General features: G+C 59.8%; 17 protein-coding genes. 10 read left to right on the top strand and 7 right to left on the bottom strand.

Annotated features, from left to right (window positions below; all coding sequences use genetic code 11):
* Positions 1-90: 90 nt before the first annotated feature.
* Entirely contained in the window at positions 91-1,224 is a 1,134-nt protein-coding gene (locus tag ACQ4MY_RS25365) for an MFS transporter (RefSeq protein ID WP_440096849.1), read from the bottom strand.
* Between the two features lie 99 nt (positions 1,225-1,323).
* Between ACQ4MY_RS25365 and ACQ4MY_RS25360 the strand changes: the two genes are divergently transcribed.
* From ACQ4MY_RS25360 to ACQ4MY_RS25350, 3 genes are all read left to right on the top strand, one after another.
* Complete coding sequence (locus tag ACQ4MY_RS25360) at positions 1,324-2,088, top strand: AraC family transcriptional regulator (RefSeq protein WP_158828991.1); 765 nt, start codon at positions 1,324-1,326, stop codon at positions 2,086-2,088.
* A gap of 96 nt (positions 2,089-2,184) precedes the next feature.
* Complete coding sequence (locus tag ACQ4MY_RS25355) at positions 2,185-3,294, top strand: HlyD family secretion protein (protein WP_440096848.1); 1,110 nt, start codon at positions 2,185-2,187, stop codon at positions 3,292-3,294.
* On the top strand, positions 3,291-4,883 hold the full coding sequence (locus ACQ4MY_RS25350) for a DHA2 family efflux MFS transporter permease subunit (RefSeq protein ID WP_440096847.1): 1,593 nt from the start codon (positions 3,291-3,293) through the stop codon (positions 4,881-4,883). The genes ACQ4MY_RS25355 and ACQ4MY_RS25350 overlap by 4 nt, the downstream gene beginning before the upstream one ends.
* A gap of 172 nt (positions 4,884-5,055) precedes the next feature.
* Here ACQ4MY_RS25350 and ACQ4MY_RS25345 read toward each other — a convergent pair whose 3' ends face one another.
* A complete protein-coding gene (locus ACQ4MY_RS25345; protein WP_008087552.1) occupies positions 5,056-5,496 on the bottom strand; it encodes a carboxymuconolactone decarboxylase family protein in 441 nt (146 codons plus the stop codon).
* Between the two features lie 186 nt (positions 5,497-5,682).
* Here ACQ4MY_RS25345 and ACQ4MY_RS25340 point away from each other — a divergent pair, with 186 nt between their 5' ends.
* A complete protein-coding gene (locus ACQ4MY_RS25340; RefSeq protein WP_440096846.1) occupies positions 5,683-5,982 on the top strand; it encodes a hypothetical protein in 300 nt (99 codons plus the stop codon).
* 147 nt (positions 5,983-6,129) lie between these two features.
* Here the strand turns inward: ACQ4MY_RS25340 and ACQ4MY_RS25335 are convergent, their stop codons facing one another.
* Positions 6,130-7,701: a sensor domain-containing diguanylate cyclase gene (locus tag ACQ4MY_RS25335; RefSeq protein ID WP_440096845.1), complete on the bottom strand. Its 1,572-nt coding sequence runs from the start codon at positions 7,699-7,701 to the stop codon at positions 6,130-6,132.
* Between the two features lie 288 nt (positions 7,702-7,989).
* On the opposite strand from ACQ4MY_RS25335, the gene ACQ4MY_RS25330 reads away from it, so the two are divergent.
* Positions 7,990-8,277: a hypothetical protein gene (locus ACQ4MY_RS25330; RefSeq protein WP_440096844.1), complete on the top strand. Its 288-nt coding sequence runs from the start codon at positions 7,990-7,992 to the stop codon at positions 8,275-8,277.
* Between the two features lie 156 nt (positions 8,278-8,433).
* On the opposite strand, the gene ACQ4MY_RS25325 is transcribed toward ACQ4MY_RS25330, so the two are convergent.
* Positions 8,434-9,099 (bottom strand): ribonuclease T2, encoded by a 666-nt coding sequence (locus tag ACQ4MY_RS25325; protein ID WP_440096843.1) that lies wholly within the window; start codon positions 9,097-9,099, stop codon positions 8,434-8,436.
* Positions 9,100-9,263: 164 nt separating this feature from the next.
* On the opposite strand from ACQ4MY_RS25325, the gene ACQ4MY_RS25320 reads away from it, so the two are divergent.
* Positions 9,264-9,734, top strand: a complete 471-nt coding sequence (locus tag ACQ4MY_RS25320; RefSeq protein ID WP_008087559.1) for a hypothetical protein — start codon at positions 9,264-9,266, stop codon at positions 9,732-9,734.
* Positions 9,735-9,740: 6 nt separating this feature from the next.
* Here the strand turns inward: ACQ4MY_RS25320 and ACQ4MY_RS25315 are convergent, their stop codons facing one another.
* Positions 9,741-10,595, bottom strand: coding sequence for a LysR family transcriptional regulator (locus ACQ4MY_RS25315; RefSeq protein ID WP_440096842.1), 855 nt, complete (start codon positions 10,593-10,595; stop codon positions 9,741-9,743).
* A 100-nt stretch (positions 10,596-10,695) separates the two neighbouring features.
* On the opposite strand from ACQ4MY_RS25315, the gene ACQ4MY_RS25310 reads away from it, so the two are divergent.
* Together ACQ4MY_RS25310 and ACQ4MY_RS25305 are read left to right on the top strand one after the other, a co-directional pair.
* Complete coding sequence (locus ACQ4MY_RS25310) at positions 10,696-11,343, top strand: FMN-dependent NADH-azoreductase (RefSeq protein WP_008087563.1); 648 nt, start codon at positions 10,696-10,698, stop codon at positions 11,341-11,343.
* A gap of 58 nt (positions 11,344-11,401) precedes the next feature.
* On the top strand, positions 11,402-12,193 hold the full coding sequence (locus ACQ4MY_RS25305) for a transporter substrate-binding domain-containing protein (RefSeq protein ID WP_440096841.1): 792 nt from the start codon (positions 11,402-11,404) through the stop codon (positions 12,191-12,193).
* A gap of 145 nt (positions 12,194-12,338) precedes the next feature.
* On the opposite strand, the gene ACQ4MY_RS25300 is transcribed toward ACQ4MY_RS25305, so the two are convergent.
* Complete coding sequence (locus ACQ4MY_RS25300; protein ID WP_440096840.1) at positions 12,339-12,554, bottom strand: hypothetical protein; 216 nt, start codon at positions 12,552-12,554, stop codon at positions 12,339-12,341.
* 144 nt (positions 12,555-12,698) lie between these two features.
* Between ACQ4MY_RS25300 and pseH the strand changes: the two genes are divergently transcribed.
* Positions 12,699-13,250 carry a UDP-4-amino-4,6-dideoxy-N-acetyl-beta-L-altrosamine N-acetyltransferase gene (pseH, locus tag ACQ4MY_RS25295; protein WP_440096839.1) on the top strand — a complete coding sequence of 184 codons (552 nt, stop codon included), beginning with the start codon at positions 12,699-12,701 and terminating at the stop codon, positions 13,248-13,250.
* Complete coding sequence (locus tag ACQ4MY_RS25290; RefSeq protein WP_440096838.1) at positions 13,240-13,638, top strand: DUF7079 family protein; 399 nt, start codon at positions 13,240-13,242, stop codon at positions 13,636-13,638. Before pseH ends, ACQ4MY_RS25290 begins: the two co-directional genes overlap by 11 nt.
* Before the next feature lie 82 nt (positions 13,639-13,720).
* Here the strand turns inward: ACQ4MY_RS25290 and ACQ4MY_RS25285 are convergent, their stop codons facing one another.
* The gene (locus ACQ4MY_RS25285; protein ID WP_158828967.1) at positions 13,721-14,221 is read right to left on the bottom strand and encodes an Lrp/AsnC family transcriptional regulator; all 501 of its coding nucleotides are present in this window, start codon (positions 14,219-14,221) and stop codon (positions 13,721-13,723) included.
* Between the last annotated feature and the right edge of the window lie 99 nt (positions 14,222-14,320).

Here is a 14,320-nt window from a genome sequence, read left to right as displayed (position 1 = left end):
TCAAATGGCGTAATGCCATGTCATCAATGATCGTGATAGTCGGAGCCCTCCTACACAAATGCAAGACGCTTCCTACAGCGCTTACATTTCTTAAACAATTGCTTTGATTGGCTTTATCGCTAGCAGCAGGGCCACGGCGCTGCACGCTATCAGGGTTTCCCCGAGGGCCTGAGACCAGCCGGCAAGCATCAACCCAGCGCCAATCAACAGGTAATACATCAACCCCAACAAGGCCCCGGCGGTGCCCAAACGATCGGCGTAATCAACCAGCGCCATGCCGAGAATATTCGGAATCGCCATGCCGAACGCCAACACGATCAGCAACATCGGCAACACAAACGCGACGCTGTCCTGCAACCACCAAACGCCGAATCCACCGAGCAGACCGCTGACGGCGGCGAGGCGAATCAACTGCAGAGCGTTGCCACCCGCCTTGAGTAACCGTCGGTTGAACCATGCTCCAAAACCTGAGCCCAGCGCGAGGATCACGCCGCTGTAGCCGAACCAGGCATCACTCAGGCCCAGACGCAGAAACTGGAACGGCGCGAGGCTGTAATAACTGAACAAGGCGACGTTGAACGCAGCGACCCACAAGGCCGAACGCCAGATGCCGAGGTCACGCAACATGCGCCCGAGGGTTTCCCACAGGCAGACGTGTGGCAGTTGTTCCGGTCGGGTTTCCGGCAAGCTGTAAACGCTCCATACCCAGAGCAGCGAAGCCAGCAACAACAACGCGCCCAACACACCGCGATAGCCGAAAGCCTGAACCAGACTGGCACCGCTGAACAAACCGATCGCGGGGCTGGCCGCCAGCGCGATGCCCACCAGCGAAAACACCTGCGCCAATTCCGCGCCCTTGAAGCGATCGCGCAGCACGGTTTGCGTGACCACCGAGCCGACCGCCGCCCCGAATGCTGCCACCGCCTGAACCATCAATAGTCCGGTAAAACTGTCGACCCCCAACCCCACCACCGTGGCCAGCGCGTAAATCGCCAGCCCCGCGAGCATCGTCGGCCGCCGGCCCATGCGGTCGCACAACCGCCCCCAGACCACCACGCCCACGGCAAAGGCGAGGAAATACACCGACAAGGTTTGTGCCGCCGCTTCCGGACCAACGTTGAACACCCGGCTGATATCGCCCAACGCCGGGCTGTACAGGGTTTGCGCAATCTGCGGAAACATCAGCAGCGCAATCGCCAGCAGCAACAGATTTCTGTTGTTCATCCTTTATGACTCCTCAAGTAAAAGCGCTGAGGAGTTTAAGAAGCGTCAGCTGGCGTATTATCCGAATCCTGCCAACTTATCGTTGAAATCGGACAACCCATGGCCTGGCTTGATGCCCACGCAACGTTTGACGCCGACAGTTATCCCGCGCCCGTCATCGGCATCGCGGCGACGCTGGGCGACCACGATTCCGGCTTGCATCTGCACCAGCGTGGGCAACTGCTATTCACTCGTCAGGGCTGCACGCGCATCACCCTCGCCCAGCAACTGTGCCTGCTGCCACCGTCGCGGGCGGCGTGGATTCCGCCGGGCGTCAGTCATCGTGCGGTGATGCAGCAAAGCGTCGATTATCGTTCGATCTATCTGAGCGCCGAACTCTGTCGCGAGTTGCCGCAGCAGGTGTGTGTGATAGAGGTCAGTGCGCTGCTGCGCGCGGTGCTGGAGCCAATGGCCACGGCGGATTTCGACACCGATTGGCAGCAAGGCAAATTCGCTCATCTGCTGGGCCTGTGCCTGAGCGAAATGGCAGAAGCAGCGCAGCAACCGATGCTGTTGCCACTGCCTCGCGACAAGCGCCTGGCGCCGCTATTGGCCCAGCCCGAGCAGTTGCCCCCGGAGCTGCAAGTGCTGGAACGGCAGATCGGTGCCAGCAGCCGCACCATCGGCCGGATCTTCCAGCGCGACACCGGCATGAGCTATCAACAATGGCGCCAGCAATGGCGGCTGATGCGCGCGATGGAATTGCTCGCCACCGGGCGCAGCCTCAGCTACTGCGGTTTCGAGCTGGGGTTTGCCAGCGACAGCGCGTTTATCGCGTTCTTCAAGGCTATGACCGGCAGCACACCGGGGCACTGGCTCAAGTAAGCACCTGACGACCGGCTGCAAAAATCAATTGCGACTAAATATTACCTGCGTCATATTACAGCCGTAATAACGATCCGTTTCCTCAGGTATTCCGCCATGACCAGCATGCCCACCCTCGAACCTGTTGTGGTGAAGACCCGGCCTCCCCTGCTTAAACGCCTGTTGCTTCCCGGTGCCGGCCTGCTCGCACTGATCTTCGCCGGCGTGTACGCCGTGCATTGGTGGGGCGCCGGGCGTTTTCTCGAGGAAACCGACGACGCCTACATCGGTGGCGACGTAACGGTGATCGGGCCGAAAGTAGCCGGTTACATCGACGAAGTACTGGTCAGCGACAACCAGCACGTCAAGGCCGGCGACGTGTTGATTCGCCTCGACGCCCGCGACTACCGCGCCAATCTGGCCAAGGCCGAAGGCGCCGTGGCCGCTGAAGAAGCGTTGCTGGCCAACCTCGACGCCACCGAACAGCTGCAACAAGCGGTGATCGGCCAGGCCCGCGCCGGCATCGATGCGGCCGGCGCGGAAACCGCGCGTTCGCGGGATGACAACGCGCGCTACAAACGGCTGGTGACCACCAATGCGGTGTCGGTGGAAAGCGCGCAGCGCGCCGACGCCACCTTCAAAACCGCACAGGCCCTGAGTGCCCGCGCCCAGGCCGAACTGCTTGCCGCGCAACGCCAACTCGCCGTCATCGAAACGCAAAAACAGCAAGCCCGCGCCGCCCTCCAGCAAGCCCGCGCCGAACGCGATCTGGCGCAATTGAACCTCGGTTACACCGAGCTTCGCGCGCCGATGGATGGGGTCATCGGCAATCGCCGTGCGCGGGTCGGCGCTTATGCGCAGGCCGGTTCGCAGCAACTGTCGGTGGTGCCGGCGAGCGGCTTGTGGGTCGACGCCAACTTCAAGGAAGACCAACTGGCGCGGATGAAGCCGGGCCAGCGTGTGAGCATTCGCGCCGATGTGCTTTCGGGTCAGGAATTCCACGGTCGTCTCGACAGCCTCGCACCGGCCACCGGTTCGCAGTTCAGTGTCTTGCCGCCGGAAAACGCCACCGGCAACTTCACCAAAATCGTCCAGCGTGTGCCGGTGCGCATCCTCCTCGATCCGGCCGACGGAGTGCTCGGTCATCTGCGTCCGGGGTTATCGGTGACCGCCGAAGTCGACACCCGCGCCCAACCTGAAACCAGCGCCGTGGCTGTTGCGCCATGAGCGCCACCCTCGCCGCCCCCGCGCAACCGTTCAACGCGGCGGACATGGCCACGGCGACCAAGGTGTTCGCCTTCGCAACCATGTGCATCGGCATGTTCATTGCGCTGCTCGACATCCAGATCGTCTCGGCATCGTTGCGTGATATCGGCGGTGGCTTGTCCGCTGGCACCGACGAAACCGCGTGGGTGCAGACCAGCTACCTGATTGCCGAAATCATCGTGATTCCGCTGTCGGGCTGGCTGTCGCGGGTGTTCTCGACGCGTTGGTTGTTCTGCGCGTCGGCGGTCGGTTTCACTCTCGCCAGCCTGCTCTGCGGCATCGCCTGGAATATCCAGAGCATGATCGCCTTTCGTGCACTGCAAGGTTTTCTTGGCGGCTCGATGATTCCGCTGGTATTCACCACGGCGTTCTTTTTCTTCACCGGTAAACAACGAGTGATTGCCGCGGCGACCATTGGTGCAGTGGCTTCACTGGCGCCGACCATGGGCCCGGTGATTGGTGGCTGGATCACCGATGTTTCCTCGTGGCACTGGCTGTTCTACATCAACTTGATCCCGGGGATTTTCGTCGCGGTGGCGGTGCCGATGCTGGTGAAGATCGACCAGCCGGAACTGTCGCTGCTCAAGGGCGCGGACTACCTGAGCATGGTCTTTCTCGCGCTGTTTCTCGGTTGTCTTGAGTACACCCTCGAAGAAGGGCCGCGCTGGAACTGGTTCAGCGACCAGACCATTCTGACCACCGCGTGGATCAGCGGCCTCGCTGGATTGGCGTTCATTGGCCGGACATTGCATGTGGCCAATCCGATCGTCGATCTGCGCGCATTGAAGGATCGCAATTTCGCCCTCGGCTGCTTCTTTTCGTTCGTGACCGGCATTGGTCTGTTCGCGACGATTTACCTGACGCCGCTGTTTCTCGGGCGGGTGCGCGGCTACAGCGCACTGGACATTGGTCTGGCGGTTTTCTCCACGGGCGTGTTCCAGATCATGGCGATTCCGCTGTATGCCTTTCTGGCCAATCGCGTGGATCTGCGCTGGATCATGATGGTCGGGTTGGGCTTGTTCGCGGTATCGATGTGGGAGTTCAGCCCGATCACCCACGACTGGGGCGCGGGGCAACTGATGCTGCCGCAGGCGCTGCGCGGGATTGCCCAGCAATTGGCGGTGCCACCGGCCGTAACGCTGACCTTGGGCGGGTTGGCGCCTGCGCGGTTGAAGCATGCGTCGGGGCTGTTCAACCTGATGCGTAATCTGGGCGGGGCGATTGGCATTGCCGCGTGCGCAACCATTCTCAATGACCGCACCAACCTGCACTTCACGCGGCTGGCCGAACATCTGAACAGCAGCAACGAAGCGATGAATCAGTGGCTGTCGCAGGTCGGCGGCAACCTCGCCACCCTGGGCCAGAACGGCGACATCGGCGTCACCGCCAGCCTGCGGCAGTTATGGCTGCTGACTTACCGTGAGGCGCAGACGCAAACCTACGGCGACACCTTCCTGATGATCGGCGTGTGCTTCGTCATCGCCACGGCGATGGTGCCCTTGATGCGCAAGGTCCAACCCCCCGCCGCGCCGAGTGCCGACGCCCATTGATAAACCCCTGCGATCTTTTGATCTGGCCTTGAACATCAAAATCAAAAGATCGCCCGGGGGCGCCTGGGTTCTGTAGGAGCTGACGAGTGCAACGAGGCTGCGATCTTTTGATCTGGCGTTGAAAGTCAAAATCAAAAGATCGCAGCCTGCGGCAGCTCCTACAGCTTGGGATTCAGGCTTGTGGGGTTTTGCGGAAGCCGACGGCCAGGCGGTTCCAGCTGTTGATGGTGCTGATGGCCACGGTCAGGTCGACCATTTCCTTGGGCGTGAATTGCGCGGCGACGACGTCGTAATCTTCGTCCGGGGCGTGAGTCAGGCTCAACTGGGTCAGCGACTCAGTCCACAGCAGCGCGGCGCGTTCGCGGTCGCTGAAGAACGGAGCTTCACGCCAGGCCGTCACGGCGAACAGGCGGCGCGGGGTTTCGCCGCCCTTGATCGCGTCAGCGGTGTGCATGTCGATGCAGAACGCGCAGCCGTTGATTTGCGAAGCGCGCAGTTTGACCAGTTCGATCAGGGTCTTTTCCAGCGGCAGTTTGGAGACTGCGGTTTCCAGCGCGATCATGGCTTTCAGGGCGTCAGGCGAAGCGGTGTAGAAATCGGTACGAGGTTTCATGCTGGCTTTCCGGGGCGAGTGAATGTGTGCCTACGGTAGTCCTGGGGGGCGGTTCGGCAAATAGCCAATATTCCAGAAGATCAGGAGGCCACTTGCTCACACCGTTGACCGCTCGTCAGCCAATCGGCACCAAGGCTTCAGCGTGCCAGACCAATATCAGGTAAATCCCCTTTTTGGAGACGTACCATGATAACGCGCAAACTCACCTCATTATTGCTTGCCGGTCTGCTGGCCACGGCCTCGGCTGCCAGCTTCGCCGCCAACGACGGCGCTGATGCGACCGGCACCAAATCCGGCGCCACCAGCGGCTCGACCATGCCACCGGACAACACCCCGGGCGCGCCATCAGGCGGTAACAGCTCCGGCGGTGCAGGTTCCGGCACCGGCACCAATGGCGGCGCCAGCGGCTCAGGTTCAGGGGCTGGCGGCGGCACTGGTTCGGCCGGCGGCGGGACGGGCGGTGCAGGCGGTGGCACTGGCGGCTGAACGAACAAGAGCCACCCGTGGTAAACGCAAAACCCCCTGTAGGAGCGAGCCTGCTCGCGATGGCGCAGTGTCAGTCACTGAGAATTTGGACGTGCTGACGCCATCGCGAGCAGGCTCGCTCCTACAGGAGTTGTGTTGGATGAGGGGTTAGCGGTCGGAGCGCATCAGCTCGGCGATGCCGCCATCCAGCGACAACACCGCCGCGCGGTTACGCCCGGCATTCTTCGCCTGATACAACGCCGCATCCGCACGCTGGATAAACACTTCCAGACTGTCGTTGCCATTCGGAATAAACGAATAACAGCCAAGGCTCACCGTCAAATAGCCGGTCGGCGAACCGCTATGAGTGATGTGTTTGTCGATCACGCTGCGCCGAATCTGCCCGGCAATCGCCAGCGCGCCGTTGATGTCGGTGTCCGGCAAGAGCACCGCAAATTCTTCACCACCATAACGCACCGCCAGATCAGCCTTGCGCTGGCAGCACGTCTTGACCACCTGCGCCACCTGCGTCAGGCAGTGATCGCCGGCGACATGCCCGTAGGCATCGTTGTAGCGCTTGAAGAAATCAATATCGAGCATGATCAGGCTGACCGGGCTGACCTGCCGCGCACCACGGGCAAATTCGATCTCCAGCGAACGTTCGAACAAACGCCGATTGGCCAGCCCGGTGAGGCTGTCATGCGTCGCAATCTGCTCCAGCGTCAATTGCGCCTTGCGCAGGTTCTTCTCGATCCGCTCACCGTCACGCACCTGATGAATGAACACCCAGCCGAACAGGCCGACACCGAGGATCAGCAGCGCGACGATCACGCTCGATTGAACCGCCCGCTCGTACCACCCCTTGAGAATCGTGTCACGCGAGGTCGCGGCGGCCACCACCAGCGGATACGCAGCCAGTTGCCGATAGCCATACAAGCGCGTGACGCCATCGACCACCGAATTGATCATCGCTGTGCCGGCGGGCGCGTCGGGCAGCAACTTGCGATAAATCCTGCCTTGGGCCAACGAGCTGCCGACCAGGCTTTCATCGAACGGCCGACGCGCCAGCAGCGTGCCGTCGGTCAAGCCGAGGAACATGATGCCGTTGTTATCGAGGCTGAAACTTTCGAAGAACCGGTCGAAATACGACATCTTGATCCCGGCCATCAGTACGCCCTGAAAGTTGCCCGCGCGGTCGTTGATGCGTTTGGAGATCGGGATGATCCACTCGCCGTTTTCGCGGCTGCGAATCGCCGGGCCGATGTGCGCCACGGTCGATACGTTCTGCTGATGGAATTTGAAGTACTCGCGATCGGCCACGCCGCTGCCATGGGGCAAGTCCGGGTAGGAGGTAATCACCCACTGGCCCTTGTTGTCGAACAGGAACATGCCGTGCAATTGCTCAAGTTGCTGCACACGCCGGGCGAAGGTTTTCTGCAATCGGGTCTTCTGCGCCGCGCCGTAACCATCGTCCTCGACCCAATCGACCAGGCTGGTCAACACCAGATCCGCCGCCAGGAACGTGTCCTCGGCCTGCTGCGCCATGGCCCGGGTCAGGTTGGCCGAGGCCATTTGCGCCACCGCCAGGTCCTGGCGCCGTGACTGCTCCAGTTGCAGATACAACAACCCGAACAGGCACAGACACACCGCCACGGTAAACAACACAGCCGCTTTGCGCAGCGGCAGCCGTTTAAGGGAGCCTCCGGGGGCCTGGTGCGGATCGTGAATGGGGATTGGCAAACGCATGTCCTGAGCAGGTACGACAAGGGCAAAGGCCCGAAACCCTTATGTTTTGTGAGCGTAGCCCACCAAGATGCACCGGGCAAACGCCAGCCGCCCGCGCCGTTGTATCGGCGCGCAGTGAATTAGGATGATTGTTTGACGAAAATATTTTCCAGCGCCGTATCAGCAGTCATAAACCGTATGAACGCAGACGCGAAGAAAAGCAGGCTTGTGGAGGAACATCTGCCCCGGCAACATTCTTGAAGAACGCAGGAAACCCTCCGAATCAAAAAGGCCGCCCTCTGCATGAAGTCACTGCTGTTGTTTGCCGCCATCGCGCTGTCGGGGGCGATGTTCGTGGGTTACTACGAAAAGATGGAAGACGCTGATCCCGAGAAGGTGTTCTTCATCAAAAAGCACCCGACCTTGCAGATAAAGTTCGTCAATATCTTCGCCAACGAAGCGGACGATAAAAAGCTCACCCGGCTCAGTGACGTGGAAAGACAGTACGTTATTGATTACTGCAACTATCGGCTGGGCATTTCGACCGAACTCAAGACTCAGCAAGATCTGGAACACTGCAAGCAACGCTAGCCTCATCGGGGCCGAAAAATCCTGTGGCGAGGGAGCTTGCTCCCGCTTGAGTGCGCAGCGCTCACAAAATCCTTGGGGCCGCTGCGCAGCCCAGCGGGAGCAAGCTCCCTCGCCTCAGGTTCAGTCCTCAGTCTTCAGCCGATCGACTATGGATCATCAGCGCGACGGCGGCACACGGATGTCGCCTGCCCGGCACTGGGTTTTCACGCCCTTGCCGCACGCGCCCAATTGCAGATCCTTGCCCATGCACACGCGCACTTCCGACAACTCGGGGCCGCTGCAGATCACCGCGATGCCATCTGCCGGAATCCCCGGGTTGGCTTTGCGGAACAGGTCGGCGATCTCCTGCGCTTCGAAGTAATACGAGCTGTTCAACGGTTGTAGCTCATCAGGGATTTTCACCGCTGCGACCGCTTTGTCCGCCTCATCCAGATAGCCCATCACGCCGAGGCCGCTGCACGTGCCGTGCTTGGACCATTCGTGATCGAGCAGTTTTTTGGTCGGGAACAGCGTCAGGCCCTTCGCGGTTTCCGCCGCCGACAGCGTGGTCAGCGGTGGGCATGATTCCGGCCAGCCGCCCTTGGCGTATTGCGGCCACAAGCCATGCAGCACGAAGCCGTAACCCTTGCCGGTGCACTGCGAATCGTCCTTGTGGGTCAAACAGAAGGTCGGCGACCAGGACAGCGCCAGCAGGTAGTAATCGAACACCCCCGCCACTGCTTCCGCCTGCACCTGGCTGGATTGCGACTGACGCGCCGAACTCATGCCGATGCTACCGGCCGTCAGCGCAATCACTGCCAAAATTGTAAACAGCTTTTTCATCTACCCGCTCCTTGGGACGCCTGCGTCCGTGGTTTTCCATCCTGGCCGGACTGGCCAGCGTTGATTTCGACACGCTTGTGTTGCAAGCGCATGACGCAAGGCAACGCCGTACGTCGTTGAAGGGTCTACGATTAACAGGCAGACATCAAACCAAGGGATCCGAAATGAGTAAAGCAGACGAACTCGCCGCCAAACTCAAACAAACCCGGCACATCCACGCGGATGCGGCGCTGGAGATCGATTGCTGGCCGGCGCAGGTCTACGACCTGTATCACCGCATCGAGGCGTGGCTGCAACCGGTGACTGAAGTCGGCCTGAAGATTCGGCGCAACCCGACCCACGTTTGCGAAACCTCGCCCGATGGCGAAAGCCACGATTACGCCATCGACCAACTGGTGATTGAAGCCAATCACCAAAGCCTGACATTTGATCCCATTGCCCGGTTTACCGAGGACGGCGCTGGACGTGTGCAAATCAGCCCGTCAGCCACAGACACCTACTTGCTGCGCACCGTGGATGAACACGGCGAAAGCCACTGGTGGATGCAGTCGATTGAAACCGGACAACAACTGGATGCGATCGCACTGACCGAGAACAACCTGTTGCTTGCTGTGCAGGAAGGTCTCGGGCTGTAAGCGCAATTACTGCCGTCGTGTGGAGCAAAAATCAACGATCACCGGCGATAGCAGGTCGATCATCTGCGGGTCGGCATGCTGGGCGGTAAACAGGCGAAATTGCGCATCCGGCAGCGCCGGTAAACCGTGTTCTGCGCCGAGTGCTGTCAAGCCTTGGCCAAGCTGACTCAACGGCATCGGTGCCACGGCGAATCCGGAAAATGCCGCCGCGCGCAATCCGCCAGTGCTTGAGCACAGCATGGCGGTACGCTGTGTGATACCGGCCTGGGCCAACCGGGTCAGCGCGGCTTCGCGATACGGACACGGCTCTGGAAACAGCGCCAACGGCAACGGTGTCGGCAGTTGCGTGAGCGGTTGTGCTGCCCACGCCCACACCAACGGCTCTTGCCAGAGCAAGCGTCCCGATTCGCCGGTTTCACATTGCGAACCAATGACCATTTCCAGATTCCCCAGGCTCATCTGGTTGAGCAGTGTCCCGGGAATGTTCACCTGCACATCGATCTCCATGCCGGGGTGCTGCGCCACGCAATCCTGCAACGCCCGCAACAATCGCGCCTCGATAAAATCCTCGGAAACGCCAATCCGCACCTTGGCCTGCAACGGCACGCGTGTGAGCTGCGCCCAGGCATCGCGATTCAGCGCCAGAATCGTCCGCGCGTAGGCCATCAGACGCTCGCCATCCGGTGTCAGCTGTTGCGATCGCGTGGTGCGCTTGAGCAGCGGCTTGCCCACCTGATCCTCCAGCCGACGCAAATGCCCGCTGACTGCCGATTGCGTCAGATGCAATTTTTCGGCGGCACGGCTGAAACCGTCTTCGTCGACGACGGTGACAAAAGTCTTGAGTAGCACAGCGTCAAACATAGTGAGATACGTGATCAATAGCTGATTTATTTATGATTTATAGTTAGAAGCGCTCTATGTTGCAATGCCTCGCATTCATCCCGCACATGCCGAGGCTCACGTGACCACCCTCCTTCACATCGAATGCTCACCGCGCAAACAACGTTCCGCTTCGCTGGAAGTGGCCCACAGCTTTATCGAGCGCCATCAGCAACATCACCCGCAAACGCACATCGAAACGCTGGACCTGTGGAGCGTGCCACTACCGGAGTTTGGCGAAGAAGCCATGAGCGCCAAATACGCCGGCCTCGCCGGCATACCCCGGACGCCGACCCAGCAATCAGCCTGGGAGGAACTCGAAGCGCTCGCCGCCTGCCTACACCGCGCCGACATTCTGGTGTTGTCGGTGCCGCTGTGGAATTACAGCATTCCGTACAAGCTCAAGCACTTCATCGACCTGGTGTCGCAGAAAGACATCCTCTTCAGCTTCGATCCCGAGCGGGGTCCGCAAGGTTTGCTGCAAGGCAAAACAGCCGTGGTCGCCTATGCCCGCGGCCTGGATTTTTCCGCGCAATCGACGACGCCGGCCGAACGTTTCGACTTTCAGAAACCTTACGTGGAAGCCTGGCTGGACTTTATCGGCATCACCGACATCCACGAAGTGATCGTCGAGAAGACCATTCTCGGCGACGACATGGACCGCGACTCGCGGCTTGTCGCCTCACAACAGGCGCGGGATCTGGCAGATCGCCTTGTGCGGGCTGGATGACACTGACGAAAGCCTTTCACTACACTGGGCCACCGTCCTTCCCGGAAGCCCGATCTCAATGACAACTCGAAAAAACACGATGATCTTCTGCGCGGCGCTGACATTGGCCACCGGCGCTCACGCCGAGCCGAGCCCTTCGCACCTCGACAGCATCCAGCAACAAGGCCAGCTGCGCGTCTGCACCACCGGCGACTACAAGCCCTACACCTTCAAACGCGACGACGGCGATTTCGAAGGTATCGACATCGCCATGGCGCGCTCACTGGCCGACAGCCTCGGCGTCAAGGTGCAATGGGTGCAAACCACCTGGAAATCCCTGATGCCGGACATGCAGGCCGGTCAATGCGACATCGGCATGGGTGGTATTTCGGTGACCCTGGAACGGCAGAAAAAAGCCTACTTCAGCAACACCCTCGACACCGACGGCAAGATCCCGCTGGTGCGCTGCGCCGATCAATCCAAGTACCAGACGGTCGAGCAGATCAACCAGCCAAACGTGCGCCTGGTCGAACCCGCCGGCGGCACCAACGAAGCCTTCGTCCACGCCTTCCTGCCCAAGGCGCAACTGGCCCTGCACGACAACGTGACGATCTTCCAGCAACTGCTCGACAACAAGGCCGACGTGATGATCACCGACGCCTCGGAAGCGCTGTATCAGCAGAAATTGAAACCGGGGTTGTGCGCGGTGAATCCGCATCAGTACATGCAGTATGGGGAGAAGGCTTACCTGCTGCCGCGCGATGACATTAGCTGGAAACTATACGTCGACCAGTGGCTGCACTTGAGCAAAGCCACCGGCAAATACCAGCAAACCCTGGGCGAATGGATTGCCGTACCTGCCGCCCAATAACCCTGTAGCTCCCCACGAAACCTGTGGTGAGGGGATTCATCCCCGATGGACTGCGCAGCAGTCCCGACTTTTTGACATTAGAAGCGGGGGCCGCTGCGCGACCCATCGGGGATAAATCCCCTCACCACAAGTTACGCGTCGCTAATCAATCGTCATGCAACATCCCGGAACTGTATTGGTTGAGGCTACTGCCAATACTGTTCCCGCCAAACTTCAACGTCGTCGCATTACTGCGCCCCTCTGGCGACTGACAATCCGCCGAAATACAACTCGTGGTCGTCAACCCGCCCGTCCCCGAACATGCACTCAATACCGACACAGCAGCAGCAATCAACAGCACTTTGACGACATTGGCGCTCATGGCACGGCTCCCCTCGGGATGAAAAAGCAAGACAACTCGACGTGATGCCAGCATCCTAGGCCCCCGCCACAAACGGCAACATGAAACTTCACCGATCGACAGCGCGGGTTCAGCTGCAAACGCTCGCGAGACAAGGACAGCCCCATGCATTTCCTTCCGCTCACCGACGCCAGCCCCACTGTCCAGGCACACGTCCGTACCTTGCGCAATCAGCCGGACGTGCGCAAATACATGTACACGTCGCATGAAATCAGTGAGCAGGAACATGCCAAATGGCTGACCTCTTTGCAGGGCAACCCACGTCAGCAAGTGTTTGTGGTGGTCAAGGATGAGCAAGCGCTTGGCGTGGTTTCTCTAAACGCGATCAACGCTTTGCAGAAGACGGCGGACTGGGCGTTTTATCTGGATATTGCGTTGCAGGGTAAGGGGCTGGGCAGTCTGGTCGAGTTCTGGATGCTCGATTACGCGTTCAATGTCGCCGGGCTGGACAAGCTGAACTGCGAAGTGCTGGCGATGAACTCGGCGGTGGTAAAGATGCACCAGAAGTTCGGGTTTGAGATTGAAGGCGTTCGTCGGCAGAACGTTGTGAAGGATGGGGTGCGGGTTGATGTGGTTTTGTTGGGCATCACTAAAGAAGAATGGCAGAACAAGCGCCCTGCCCTGGCGCCTGTAATCGAAAGGTTAAATGCCGTTTGAAGCCGGGAGGCCTGCACTATTGAAACGTGAACTGAGTCCTGCCGAACTTTACGAACTCAGAGCAACCTTGTCCTGGATCTTTGTCCACACCGGCGTGGACTTCCCCTACATCGCCAGCAAAGTCGAGGGCTACGACCCGGAGCAGATCAAAGACATTTTGTACGCGGAAGTCGCCGTCATCTGCGCCGGGAATCTAGAATGCGTACTGCCACCAAACTGGACAGGTTTCGACCCTGACGCGTTGAACCAAGACATCGAGCAAATGTTGCGCGCAAACCAGAACAGCTGGATTCGGCGACAACTTCACAAGATGCACGCCGCCTGGCTGCGGTATAGCTATCGGGAAGTCTGGGACGACATCACCGCTCACTGCGAAGGCTGGCGTTAATACAGCCCTCCGTGGCAACGGGGCATCAGCGCAGCGACATACAACGCTTTGAAACGAGAGAGATGATTGCCTCCCTGCCCGCTCATTCCTTTCCCGGTTTGGGTATCGCAAAACGGCTACCGGTCTTGACCTCGCGCAATGCCAGGCTGGACTGAATGGAGGCAATCCCCACCTGACGCCTGAGCACCTGCTCGATGAAGTCGCTGTAGCTATCGAGATCCTCCGCCAACACCTGCAACACATAATCGGCATCGCCAGTGATCTTGTGACAGGCCAACACTTGGGGCAATTGCGCAATCACCGCCTCGAAAGCGTCCGGTGCGTGGTCGGCATGGGTGGAAAAACGAATGTGCACGAACGCCATGATATCCAGCCCGAGCATCCGCCGATCAAGATTGGCCTGATAGCCCTTGATGACCCCGGCCTCCTCCATGCGCTTGCGCCGCCGCCAGCAGGGCGTAAGGCTCAACGACAGCCGCTCGCTGAGTTCAGCGTTGGAAATACTGGCGTCCTCCTGCAACAACTCGAGAATCGCCAGGTCGGTCTCATCGAGGCTGATGCGCTTGGATATTTTTTTCTGCATGACGCCATTCCTGATTAAAAACGCCCGATTAATCCACTAAACCACGAACACAAAGCAAAGAAAGCGCAGCCCAGCCGGAACAGAATATTTGCACTGGCT

Origin of the sequence: Pseudomonas sp. SM4, assembly GCF_051913165.1 — a bacterium.
GTDB lineage: Bacteria > Pseudomonadota > Gammaproteobacteria > Pseudomonadales > Pseudomonadaceae > Aquipseudomonas.
The sequence above is the reverse complement of the archived record's forward strand: the minus strand, read 5'-3'. Positions and strand labels throughout refer to the sequence as shown.

Excerpts from the sequence above, each read along its gene's own strand:
- ACQ4MY_RS25320 (WP_008087559.1), top strand. The coding sequence starts at position 9,264 with ATGAGTAAAGCAGACGAACTCGCCGCCAAACTCAAACAAACCCGGCAC.
- ACQ4MY_RS25290 (WP_440096838.1), top strand. The coding sequence starts at position 13,240 with ATGCCGTTTGAAGCCGGGAGGCCTGCACTATTGAAACGTGAACTGAGT.
- ACQ4MY_RS25300 (WP_440096840.1), bottom strand. The coding sequence starts at position 12,554 with ATGAGCGCCAATGTCGTCAAAGTGCTGTTGATTGCTGCTGCTGTGTCG.
- ACQ4MY_RS25305 (WP_440096841.1), top strand. The coding sequence starts at position 11,402 with ATGACAACTCGAAAAAACACGATGATCTTCTGCGCGGCGCTGACATTG.
- ACQ4MY_RS25315 (WP_440096842.1), bottom strand. The coding sequence starts at position 10,595 with ATGTTTGACGCTGTGCTACTCAAGACTTTTGTCACCGTCGTCGACGAA.
- ACQ4MY_RS25285 (WP_158828967.1), bottom strand. The coding sequence starts at position 14,221 with ATGCAGAAAAAAATATCCAAGCGCATCAGCCTCGATGAGACCGACCTG.
- pseH (WP_440096839.1), top strand. The coding sequence starts at position 12,699 with ATGCATTTCCTTCCGCTCACCGACGCCAGCCCCACTGTCCAGGCACAC.
- ACQ4MY_RS25340 (WP_440096846.1), top strand. The coding sequence starts at position 5,683 with ATGATAACGCGCAAACTCACCTCATTATTGCTTGCCGGTCTGCTGGCC.
- ACQ4MY_RS25330 (WP_440096844.1), top strand. The coding sequence starts at position 7,990 with ATGAAGTCACTGCTGTTGTTTGCCGCCATCGCGCTGTCGGGGGCGATG.
- ACQ4MY_RS25360 (WP_158828991.1), top strand. The coding sequence starts at position 1,324 with ATGGCCTGGCTTGATGCCCACGCAACGTTTGACGCCGACAGTTATCCC.
- ACQ4MY_RS25325 (WP_440096843.1), bottom strand. The coding sequence starts at position 9,099 with ATGAAAAAGCTGTTTACAATTTTGGCAGTGATTGCGCTGACGGCCGGT.
- ACQ4MY_RS25365 (WP_440096849.1), bottom strand. The coding sequence starts at position 1,224 with ATGAACAACAGAAATCTGTTGCTGCTGGCGATTGCGCTGCTGATGTTT.
- ACQ4MY_RS25355 (WP_440096848.1), top strand. The coding sequence starts at position 2,185 with ATGACCAGCATGCCCACCCTCGAACCTGTTGTGGTGAAGACCCGGCCT.
- ACQ4MY_RS25345 (WP_008087552.1), bottom strand. The coding sequence starts at position 5,496 with ATGAAACCTCGTACCGATTTCTACACCGCTTCGCCTGACGCCCTGAAA.
- ACQ4MY_RS25350 (WP_440096847.1), top strand. The coding sequence starts at position 3,291 with ATGAGCGCCACCCTCGCCGCCCCCGCGCAACCGTTCAACGCGGCGGAC.